The organism is Geomonas sp. (assembly GCF_035254065.1).
Taxonomy (GTDB): domain Bacteria; phylum Desulfobacterota; class Desulfuromonadia; order Geobacterales; family Geobacteraceae; genus Geomonas.
The window spans coordinates 20,818-30,956 of sequence record NZ_DATFBA010000078.1 but is presented as its reverse complement, the minus strand read 5'-3'; the positions used below and the strand labels follow the sequence as shown (position 1 = coordinate 30,956).

Below are 10,139 nucleotides of genomic sequence, written 5' to 3'. Positions count from 1 at the left end.
GGGATGGTAAACTACTTTTTCCTGAGCCTGCACGCCACCGAGAATCTGATCAGCCACGACCCCGAGCAAGACGAGAAGCTGGTCCGGGAGTACCTCGCCATCTTCATCAAGGGAGTTGCTGCGCAGGCCTGAAAAGCGTGCATCAAGGATTGAACGTTTTCCCTCGTTCTCTCATACCACTTCTCCCAACTTCCCCTCGCCCTGCGGGAGAGGGCCGGGGGAAGGGACGCCTCATACCTCATTGAAAGTTCCCTCACCTTAACCCGAGGGGAGAGGGGACTGTCGGACCTTACCCGCCGAGCGCAACGCCGACCAGCTTGCCGACCCCGAAAGTGACCGCTGCGGCGGTGAGGCCGAAGGCGACCTGCCGGAACCCCGAGTACCAGACCGAACGGCCGGTGAAAAGGGTGATGGACGCGCCTATCACGAAGAGGCCGACCGCGCTGAGACCTGCGCTGGCCGCTATGGCGGCGCCTCCCTTCAGGAAGACGAAGGGGATCACCGGGAGCACTGCGCCGGCGGCGAAGAGCAGGAAGGAGGTGAACGCCGCCTCCCAGGCGGACCCACCCAACTCCTCCATATCGACCCCCAGCTCCTCGCGCACCAGCGTGCCGAGCGCGTTCTCGCGGTCCGCCATGATGCGGGTCGCCACCTGCCGGGCAATCGTCTCGTCCATCCCGCGCGCCTGGTAGATCAGCACCAGTTCCTCGATCTCCTCCTCAGGCGCGTTCTCGATCTCCTCCCGCTCGGTCTCAATGTGCTTCAAGTACAGCTCGCGCGAACTCTGCACCGAGATCCACTCGCCGAGCGCCATGGAAACAGCCCCGGCCAACAGCCCCGCGCAGCCGGTGAGCAGGATGTTGCGCCCGGCCAGTTCCGCCCCCGCCACACCCATCACCAGGTTGAAGTTGGAGAGGAGACCGTCGCTGGCGCCCAGAACGGCCGCCCGAAGCGCATTGCCCCCCGCCATCCGGTGCCGTCCCTCCAACTGTGCGACCGCGCTCCCCCCCAGCCCCGTGCCCGAACTCTCGATCTGGCGAAGCACCCGCGCATGCGACTGCTCGGTGGCGATCATTCCGGCGGCTTCCGGCTGGTTCACGTAGTCCGTGGTCGCGCTGTCCTCTTTTGCTGCCAAGGTTGGTACCACCAGCTCCGGTCCGAAGCGCCGTGCCAGCCAGGCGAGGATGCGGGTGCGAGGCGTGGGGCGGAAGGCGGGGACGCGTGCGCCGGCCTCGGCGAGTTTGCGTCCCCACAGCGCAGCGTGCGACTCTTCCGCCTCGGCCAGCCGCCGGTAGACCTCGGCCATCTGCTCGTTTTGTTCGTGGGAGGCAAGTGCATGGTAGAGAAAGGCGCTGTTTCGCTCCTCCTCCAGGTTACGGAGAAAACGTTGCTGGTCGGTCATGGAAGGATTTTTCTCTTTTCTCTCATCGTTGGATGGTCGAGCGGTCGGTTGGTGCAGCTACGGCAGCGGCTGTACCAGTCGTTCGCCCAATTCGAAGGCCTTGCGGCAGTCATCGGGGAAGACCGTCTCGTGCCGCTTCTTGCGCTCGTGGGGATCGCAGTAACTGAAGACCACCTTGTCGTAGTCCTCGAACTGCAGCGTCTCGAATGAGCAGAGCGTTTCTGCCGCCCCGAAGGTGCGGGCGAGGACCGCCTCATTGAGGTTGATGTGCACGGGGTAGTTGTTCTGCGCCATCATCTCCTCGGAGACGTTCATGGTGTAGATGAAGGCGGCCCGGATCTTCTTCTTGAACAGCGTGGTGGGCGGCCTGGTGTAGGCGAGGTAAGGGAAGAAGAGCCTCTCCATGAAGGAGCGCATCTCCCCGGTGACGGTGCCGAAATAGATGGGGGAGCCGAGCACGAAGGCGTCAGCGGCGGCAATTTTCTCCAAAAGCGGCGTGAGATCGTCGTTCATGGCGCAGGTGCCGTAGCTCGCGCCGTTTTTCAGCTTGCAGGCGAAGCAGCTCTGGCACCCTTTGAAGTTCAGGTCATAGAGGTGGACTATCTCGACCTCCGCCCCCGACGACTTCGCCCCTGCCAGCGCCTTTTCCAAAAGGGTAGCGGTGTTCCACTTCTTACGCGGACTTCCGTTGATGGCGATCACCTTCATGGCTTTGCTCTCCTTTCTTGCGGTCGGCTGCTGCCCGGTTTCCGCCGCTGGCGCCTCGTTGCGACGCGGTCGCGAGGCGGATGTACGGGGGGCGGAGGAAATTGCCTGGCTCAACTGTTCTTCGGCGACGCGTTTGAGAAATCCCGCAGTCGCTGCCTTAGAGATCTTCGAGAGGCTCTGCATAACGGAGAAAGGTACCGCATCGATCTGAAAGCTGGACTTGAGATCGTTGATCATGCCGATCCAGAGGTGGCCGGTCATCTCCGCGTCGGCCAGCGCGCGGTGATAAACGCCGGTGGTCTTCAGCTTCTTGTAGTTGACCAGGGATTCCAGGCTGTGGCTGGGGGCCTCGGGGTAGAGCCGGCGGGAGACCAGCATGCTGCAGGCGAACTCCTGGCTCCGCTGTAGGTTGATGCGGCGCAACTCGCTGTCCAGGAAACGGCGGTCGAAGCTGGCGTTGTGGGCAACCAGGTGATGCTGGGAGATGAAGGAGGCGAAGCGCTCCATGACCTCCGCGACGGGAGGCGCCGACTTCAGCATCTCGTTGGTGATCCCGGTATAGTTCTCGATGAAGCTGCTGATCCTCTTGCCGGGATTCATCAGGCTCTGGAAGCGGTCCACGATCTCATTGTCCTGGATCAGGACGGCGCCGACCTCGATCACCCGGTCGCCGTAATCAGGCGACAGTCCGGTGGTTTCAAAGTCGAGCACGACGATGCTGTAATTCCCCATTTCCCCTCCCTGAAACTTCGGCCGCTCCCTGAACGTTAGAATGCACCCAACCTCCGTGCACAGTCGTTTTTCCGTACAAGCGTTGAGCCGGCGAGAGCAGCATTATACCGATAATTGCCGGAAGATCACGTTTTTTCCTGCAGCGAACTTGGAGGAGGAGGCCTCCGCTCCGCACATCACGCCCGCCTTGACCGATCCCCTCGCCCCTTTAGGGGAGAGGGTGCCCGAAGGGCGGGTGAGGGTTGCCACGCTCTGGCCAAAGAGGCTCCCTCACCCCCGCCCCTCTCCCCTAAAGGGGCGAGGGGGGTGTTCGAAAAGAGGGTGCAAGGGTGTAAAAAAAACGGTGACAGTAGGGACCTGGTGGCGCTTTTGCTCCGGATTTGCCGGTACCGGAACCGGCTTCCTCGAAACTGCAACTCCTTGGCACTATGGTATTCTTTAAAAACCGCTGGAATATTGGTAACGCTTTGTGGAAGTCACGTGATGGGACCTCACCCTTCCGAAACCGGCTCTGCCGGGCCGAAGCTTTTGAAGCACTACGAGTGGTTTCTCGCCGCCGGTTGGACCCTTGCGATCATCCTCCTTTTCACTTTGGACGTTGTCAGCGAAAGACAGCAGACGCTCGAGACCGCCCGCACACAGGCCAGGAGCAATTACCAGCGTGACCTGCTCTACCATCACTGGGTTGGCGAGCATGGCGGGGTCTATGTCGCCATCAGCGGTGACACTCCGCCCAACCCCTATCTGGCCGACTATCCCTCCCGCGACGTGACCACCACCAGCGGAGAATCCCTCACCCTGATCAACCCCGCCTACATGACCCGGCTGGTGTTCGAGGCTTCTGCCAAGGCCTTCGACATCAAGGGGCACATCACCAGCATGCGGCCGGTTCGCCCGGAGAACAAGCCGGACCAGTGGGAGATTGCCGCCTTCGAGGCGTTCGCCAGAGGTGAAAAAGAGGTGAGTTCGGTGGAGACATTGGACGGGAAAAGCTTCATGCGTCTGATGACGCCCCTCTTCACTCAACGTGACTGCCTGGCCTGCCATGCCAAGGACGGTTACCGCGAGGGGGAGATCAGGGGTGGGATCAGCGTGGCGGTACCCATGGCGCCGTTGCAGGAGATTTCCCAGCACAAGGTGGCGGTGAGCGCCGCCAGCTTTTCTGTCCTGTGGGCGGTCGGGCTGGTCGGCCTGTTCACCGGGGGAGGCCGCCTGCGCCGCGCCATCAGGGAACGGGATCTGGCGGAACAGGAGGTAGTGTCGTTGAACCGCGACCTGCTGGAGCGGAGCAAGGGGCTGGAGGCCGCCAACATCGAGCTGCAGGCCTTCAACTACAGCGTCTCGCATGATCTGCGCAAGCCCCTTACCGTCATCAACGGCTATTGCCAGCTGATAGAGGAGCTGTTCGGCGCGGACCTCGACGAGTCCTGCAGGCGATACATCGGCGAGATCCATCAGAGCACGATGGACATGAACAAACTCATCAGTACCCTGCTCGATTTCTCCCGTGCCCTCAACTGCGAGCTGACCGTCGAGGCCGTCGATCTTAGCCGGCTCGCGCAATCGGTGGCCGACGAATTGTCAAAGCTCGATCCGACGCGCCAAGTCAGCTTCAGCATGATGGAAGGCGTTACCGCGGCGTGCGACCCCCACCTGCTTCGGATCGTGCTGGACAACCTGATGGGGAACTCCTGGAAATACTGCTGTTGGGAACATGCCGTCATCAGCTTCGGGATGACCGAGGTGGAGGGAGCACCGGTTTATTTCGTCCGTGACAACGGGCGAGGTTTCGACATGGCGCAGGCGGACAAACTGTTCGTCCCTTTCCAGCGGCTGCCCGGCACGACCGGCGATGGGCACGGTATCGGACTGGCGACCGTGCAGAACATCATCCAGCGTCACGGCGGTCGGGTCTGGGCGGAAGGCGAACCGGGCGTGGGTGCTACCTTCTATTTCACACTTCCCGAGCAGCAGGCGAACAGGTAAAAAAAATCCCCTGTCTCCTTCGGGAGGCAGAGGATTTTTTTATCGGAGAGTACTACCAGTACTACTCTTCAGCTTTTTCGAAGTTCCCCTTTTCCTGGCACTGGGGGCACTTCTGGGGTTTGCATCTGCCGTCCTTGGTGAAGCCACAGCTCTTGCATTTCCACGTTGCCATATCAAATCACCTCCCTTGCTCGATCTTCGCACTCTGCACTACTAATGACTCAGCTCAACCAATAAATTCCCGCTCCAGGTCCCCCCCTTGTCAAAGGGGGGACAGGGGGGATTTGCCCCTGGTCTTTGTCGCTACTTGATGACCAGCTTTATCTCCTTGACCGGGCCGAACTCGCTGAGCGGACGGTCGAATTTCTTCTCATCCCCCACCACCACGAGTTTCATCGCCTCCGGCTGCAGGTATTTCCTGGCCACCCTCAGCACGTCCTCCTTGGTCACCTTGGCGATGTTGTCGCGGAAGTTCTCCAGGTACCCTTTCGGATAGCCGTAGAACTCGAGCCGCGCCTGCTGCGTGACCACCGCGTCGCTTCGCTCGAAGCTGAAGATGAACGAGTTGATGATGTGGTCCTTGGCGAGCTTCAGTTCCTGGTCGCTGACCTCGGCTTTGGTCATGCCGTCCACGATGGAGTTCACCAGCGCGATGGTCCGGGCAGTGGTCTCCGACTTGGTTTCCGTCTCGATGATGAAGGGGGCGGGGAAACGCCGGCCGGTCTCGAAGTAGCTGTCCACATTGTAGGCAAGCCCCTGGTTGGAGCGGACCTCCTGGGTCAGCCGCGAGGTGAAGCCGCCCCCCAGGATGAAGTCCATCACCTTGATCGCGTAGAGGTCGGGGTTGTTCTTGTCGATCCCCAGGTGTCCCATCCTGATCACCGACTGGTTAACCTCCTTCTGCGCGTGCAGTACTTCGTGTTTCATATCCTCCTTGGGCTCCGCGACCTGCGGGAAGGAAGACTGGCGGTTGGGCCACTTTGCGAACACCTTCTTGAGCCCCGCTAGCAGCTTTTCCTTGTCGAAGTCGCCGGAGACCGCCATGATCACATTTTCCGGGTAGAAGTAGCGCTGGTGGAAGGAGATCATATCCTGGCGGGTGATGGCCCGCACCGAGGTGAGCGTGGGGACGCGTCCCAGCGGGTGTCCCGCGTAGATGGCGCTGTTCAGTTCCCTGGCGGCGATCCCTTTGGGGTCGTCGTTCTGGCGGCGGATCCCCTCGATGGCGCGGTTTTTATCCATCTCCACCCGGGCTGAGTCGAAGGCGGGCTCCGTCATCACCTGCCCGAAGAGCTCCAGCGTGCGGTCCAGGTTTTTGGAGAGGGTGGAGGCCGAGATGGTGGCGTGATCGGCGTTGATGGAGGACTCGATGGCGGATGCCATGAACTCCAGCTCCTGGTCCAGCTTGTTGGGCGGTGTGCTGCGAGTGCCCCCTTCCCTGATGGCAGCGCCGGTAAGCGAGGCGAGCCCCACCTTGTCGGCCGGCTCGAAGACGCTCCCCGCTTTCAGGTAGGCGGTCAGGTGGACGAGCGGCAGTTCGTGGTCCGGCAGCAGGTACACCACCATCCCGTTGTCGAGAGTGACCCGGTCGCTCTTGGGGAGCTGGAAGTTCAGCTGAGGGAAGACCATGGTGCGCGGGTTGGCGGCCTCCGCCTTGGCGCTGGGGGCCTTCTCGCTCCCGCCGCCAGCCGTGGTCGCGCAGCCGGCGGCCAGCCCGGCCAGCAGGCAAAGCACCGGCAGCCGCTTTAAGGTCGTGGTGAAAAAGGTTCTGGAGTGGGTTGTAGAAATCATTCCTGGTCCCCTGTCGACAAAATCAGAAGCGATCCCATCCCCGTTGAGAAGAGGGGGCGGTCATGGCGGAGAGCTTGGCTTTCGACTTTTTTCGTGTGCTTTCGTGTCTTTCGTGGTGAAAAAGGCTTCTTACTGCTTCGTGGTGATGAACCCGACGTTCCGGTTGTCGCGGGTGAAGTACTGCTTCGCCACCCGCATCACGTCCTCCGGGGTCACTTTGGCGACCTTATGCCGGTGCTCGATCAGGTAGCGCCAGGTCCCCGCCACCGCCTCGTACTCGGTCAGCTCCCTGGCCATCCCCCCGTTGGACTGCATCTGGCTCGACTCCTGGTATTCCAGCTGGTTGAGGATCTGCTGCAGCTCATCCTTGGTCATCGGCTGCGTCTTCAGCCGGTCCAGCTCCTGTTCGATCGCCTTTTCCACCTCCGCCACCGTGTGGGGCGCGCGCGGGGTGGCGCCGATGATGAAGAGGTTGGGGTAGCGGGTGCCGGGGGCGTTGAAGGAGTTGACCGAGGTGGCGATCTGCTTCTCCATGACCAGCTTGCGGTACAGCCGCGAGGTGCGGCCGTTGGTCAACAGCATGTCGATCACGTCGAACACGTAGTCGTCCGGGGCCGGGAGGGTGGGCTTGTGGAAGCCGATCATCAGCTCAGGCTCGGCGTCCCCGATCACCTCGGTCCGCTTCTCGCCCGCCTGCACCGGTTCCTCGACCGGCACCGGCGGCATCGGGGTCCCCGGCGGGATGGAGCCGAAGTACCTCTCGATGAGCGCCATGGTCTGCTGCGGGTCGAGGTCGCCCACCAGCGCCATCACGGCGTTGTTGGGCCAGTAGTACTTGTGCAGGAAGTTCTCGGCCTTGGTGCGGGTCAGGTTGTCGATGTCGGACATCCAGCCGATGGTCGGCTGGCCGTAGGGGTGCGCGTTGAAGGCGTCCGCGATGAAGGTCTCCCACAATTTGCCTTCGGGCTCCGCGTCGTAGGAGCGCCGCCGCTCCTCCTTGACCACCTTCATCTCCGTGTAGAACTCCCGGAGCACCGCGTTCTGCATGCGGTCCGATTCGATGGAGGCCCACAGCTCCAGCTTGTTGGAGGGGAGGTTGATGATGTAGGTGGTGCCGTCCTTGGAGGTGAAGGCGTTGTAGCCGGTGGCGCCGTTTTTCGAGTAGATATCGGCGAACTCCTCCTTGATCACGTACTTCCCGGCTTCCTTCTCCAGCCGGTCGAGTTCCGCCTTCAGGTCGGCGATCACCTTCTGGTCGGCCTTATCCTTTTTCAGCTCCTCCGCCTTGAGCAGTTGCGCCGTCTTCTCGATCTGGTCCAAAAGCGGTTTTTCCGCCGCGTAGTCCCTGGTGCCGAGCGTCTTGGTCCCCTTGAAGAGCATGTGTTCCAGCAGGTGGGCGAGCCCCCGCTCGTCGCTTCTCTCGTCCACGCTCCCCACCTTGAAGCGGATCCAGGCCGCCACCGTCGGCGAGCTGTGGCGGGGGACCAGCAGGACTTTCAACCCGTTCTTGAGGGTATATTCCTGCACCTTGTCCGCCAGCCCCTCCTGGGCAAAACAGGAAGCGGTGGCCCAAAGTGAAATAACCAGCGCAAGCACGTATCGTGACAGTATCTTCATGGTGACCTCGTTGGCTTGATTCATCAGCAAACTGAAAAAAGATAGCACCAAGTTAACAGCGATGCAACGTCGAAGTATTCGACATTGTTACCGTATACGAGGGGCGCGTGCGGGGCCATTACCGGGAAACCTCTGTCAGGTTAGCGCAGTCCGCTCTGGTCCCTGCACCCGATTTGAATCGGTGGCCGTTCGTGCTGAGCTTGTCGAAGCATCACGGAACTTCTCCAGCGTAACTTCGCCCTAAGGTTTCCACGCCCTTCGACAAGCTCAGGGTGAACGGCGATTTCTTGGACCGGCATAGCGAAAGTAACTCCAAATTAGGCGAGACCATTGTCTCCGATGCTGGTTCTTTCCGAAGTTTCGCAGTGGCTAACGGCTTTGTCGTGGTGGGATCGCTCAGACGGGTAGCAACTCCCCCGTTGGGGGCGTCACAGGGGCGACTATTTGGCCCTGCTGGAACTTATATCGAGGATGGTAACGGTCAGGTCGCCGGCGGGACGCTTGATGGTGATCTCGTCGTCGACCTTCCTGCCGACCAGTGCTTTCCCCACCGGGGAATCGATGCTGATGCGCCCTTGGCTGACGTCGAACTCGTCCGGGCCCACCAGCTGGTAGCAGCGTTCCTCGCCGTTTTCGTCCTCATAGGTGACCCAGCAGCCGAAGCTTACGGAGGTCGGGTTGAGCGGCGGATACACCACCTTCAGTACCTTGAGCCGGTCACCGAGGTGCTTCAGTTCCCGGTCGATCTCGCGCAGGCGCTTCTTGGAGTAGATGTACTCGGCATTTTCCGAGCGGTCACCTTCCGCCGCCGCATCGGCCATATTCTTAACCATGCGCGGCCGCTCGTTCTCCCACAGGAAGTCGTAGCGCTCCTGCAATCGTTTGCGCCCTTCGGCGCTGATCATGTTGGTCATGGTTCATCCTTTTTCAAATTCGTTTACTCCTCCTGCTACTACCTCATCCCCCTTATGCCAACTCCCCCTCGCCCTACGGGAGAGGGCCGGGGTGAGGGAAGCCTCGTATCTGGGTGGAAAGTTCCCTCACCCTAACCCTCTCCCGGGGGGAGAGGGGACACTTGGCGGTAGTATGGATGGACAGACCAAAAGCAAACACGGGTGATGGTGCTGGATCTTACTGCTGTCCTCCAATGGATAGCGGGGCTTCGGGGGCGGCTGTCTCGTTCGCGGCCGCGGGGAGCTGCGGCGTGGCGGTCTCGGGTGGCGCCGCGGGAAGGGCCTGGCGGGCGGCGGTGGCCGGCGCCCGCCGTTGCTCGGGCTCTGCGGGGGGCAGGGCGGGCTCGAACGGGTTACCAGGCTCCGGGGTGGCAAGCGCGTCGTCTGCCGGCTGAGGGGCAGGTACCGGCGGCGCGGCGGCCTGCGATACGCCGCCGGTCTTTTCGTTCCCGCTGCAGATCTCCTCCTGTGCCAGTTCCAGCATGGTCTCGGGCTGGACCGGCTCGAAGGTGACCTCGCCGGCGACCGGGACTATCTTGCTAAGCTCACGCCGGTTCTTATCCACCATCACGGTGCTGCGGACGCGGTAGCGGGAGACCGCGCAATCCATTTCGTAGTTGGTCAGCACGTAGGAGATCTTGGCGAGGTTGTATTCCGCTTGGAAGTAATCGCTGTCTTTGGCTACCGATTTGATCCAGAAGAGGTAGATATTATCCGGTAAGGGGACCACCGATTTGCGGTCGAGATAGTACTTCAGGTCGCTGTCCTCGGCGAAGTTGTTCCATCTCTGGTCCGCGCCTTCACATATGCCGCAACACGTAAGGATAGCCAGCACAACAAACGTTATCCTGCCTGCCATTTCCCCCCCTTTACATGCCAAAACATGACAGATCTTCCGAGGTTGCATCATAGAATACTTTGCGGGCCAACGCAATCTCTCAAAGATGCCG

General features: G+C 61.2%; 8 protein-coding genes. 1 reads left to right on the top strand and 7 read right to left on the bottom strand.

Annotated features, from left to right (window positions below):
* Window positions 1-289: 289 nt before the first annotated feature.
* On the bottom strand, window positions 290-1,402 hold the full coding sequence (locus tag VJ604_RS04265) for a VIT1/CCC1 transporter family protein (protein WP_324080139.1): 1,113 nt from the start codon (window positions 1,400-1,402) through the stop codon (window positions 290-292).
* Between the two features lie 57 nt (window positions 1,403-1,459).
* Window positions 1,460-2,842: an exonuclease domain-containing protein gene (locus VJ604_RS19360; protein WP_324080138.1), complete on the bottom strand. Its 1,383-nt coding sequence runs from the start codon at window positions 2,840-2,842 to the stop codon at window positions 1,460-1,462.
* Window positions 2,843-3,325: 483 nt separating this feature from the next.
* Here VJ604_RS19360 and VJ604_RS04255 point away from each other — a divergent pair, with 483 nt between their 5' ends.
* Complete coding sequence (locus tag VJ604_RS04255; protein ID WP_324080137.1) at window positions 3,326-4,828, top strand: sensor histidine kinase; 1,503 nt, start codon at window positions 3,326-3,328, stop codon at window positions 4,826-4,828.
* Window positions 4,829-4,889: 61 nt separating this feature from the next.
* Here the strand turns inward: VJ604_RS04255 and VJ604_RS04250 are convergent, their stop codons facing one another.
* From VJ604_RS04250 to VJ604_RS04230, 5 genes are all read right to left on the bottom strand, one after another.
* Complete coding sequence (locus VJ604_RS04250; protein WP_324080136.1) at window positions 4,890-5,000, bottom strand: RCKP-type rubredoxin-like domain-containing protein; 111 nt, start codon at window positions 4,998-5,000, stop codon at window positions 4,890-4,892.
* A 131-nt stretch (window positions 5,001-5,131) separates the two neighbouring features.
* Complete coding sequence (locus tag VJ604_RS04245) at window positions 5,132-6,619, bottom strand: M16 family metallopeptidase (RefSeq protein WP_324080135.1); 1,488 nt, start codon at window positions 6,617-6,619, stop codon at window positions 5,132-5,134.
* A gap of 129 nt (window positions 6,620-6,748) precedes the next feature.
* Window positions 6,749-8,236, bottom strand: a complete 1,488-nt coding sequence (locus tag VJ604_RS04240) for a M16 family metallopeptidase (protein WP_324080140.1) — start codon at window positions 8,234-8,236, stop codon at window positions 6,749-6,751.
* A gap of 440 nt (window positions 8,237-8,676) precedes the next feature.
* Window positions 8,677-9,150 carry a GreA/GreB family elongation factor gene (locus tag VJ604_RS04235; RefSeq protein ID WP_324080134.1) on the bottom strand — a complete coding sequence of 158 codons (474 nt, stop codon included), beginning with the start codon at window positions 9,148-9,150 and terminating at the stop codon, window positions 8,677-8,679.
* Between the two features lie 217 nt (window positions 9,151-9,367).
* Complete coding sequence (locus VJ604_RS04230) at window positions 9,368-10,048, bottom strand: hypothetical protein (RefSeq protein WP_324080133.1); 681 nt, start codon at window positions 10,046-10,048, stop codon at window positions 9,368-9,370.
* Window positions 10,049-10,139: the final 91 nt, after the last annotated feature.

Coding starts and splice junctions, on each gene's coding strand:
- VJ604_RS04265 (WP_324080139.1), bottom strand. CDS start 1,402: ATGACCGACCAGCAACGTTTTCTCCGTAACCTGGAGGAGGAGCGAAAC.
- VJ604_RS19360 (WP_324080138.1), bottom strand. CDS start 2,842: ATGGGGAATTACAGCATCGTCGTGCTCGACTTTGAAACCACCGGACTG.
- VJ604_RS04255 (WP_324080137.1), top strand. CDS start 3,326: ATGGGACCTCACCCTTCCGAAACCGGCTCTGCCGGGCCGAAGCTTTTG.
- VJ604_RS04250 (WP_324080136.1), bottom strand. CDS start 5,000: ATGGCAACGTGGAAATGCAAGAGCTGTGGCTTCACCAAGGACGGCAGA.
- VJ604_RS04245 (WP_324080135.1), bottom strand. CDS start 6,619: ATGATTTCTACAACCCACTCCAGAACCTTTTTCACCACGACCTTAAAG.
- VJ604_RS04240 (WP_324080140.1), bottom strand. CDS start 8,236: ATGAAGATACTGTCACGATACGTGCTTGCGCTGGTTATTTCACTTTGG.
- VJ604_RS04235 (WP_324080134.1), bottom strand. CDS start 9,150: ATGACCAACATGATCAGCGCCGAAGGGCGCAAACGATTGCAGGAGCGC.
- VJ604_RS04230 (WP_324080133.1), bottom strand. CDS start 10,048: ATGGCAGGCAGGATAACGTTTGTTGTGCTGGCTATCCTTACGTGTTGC.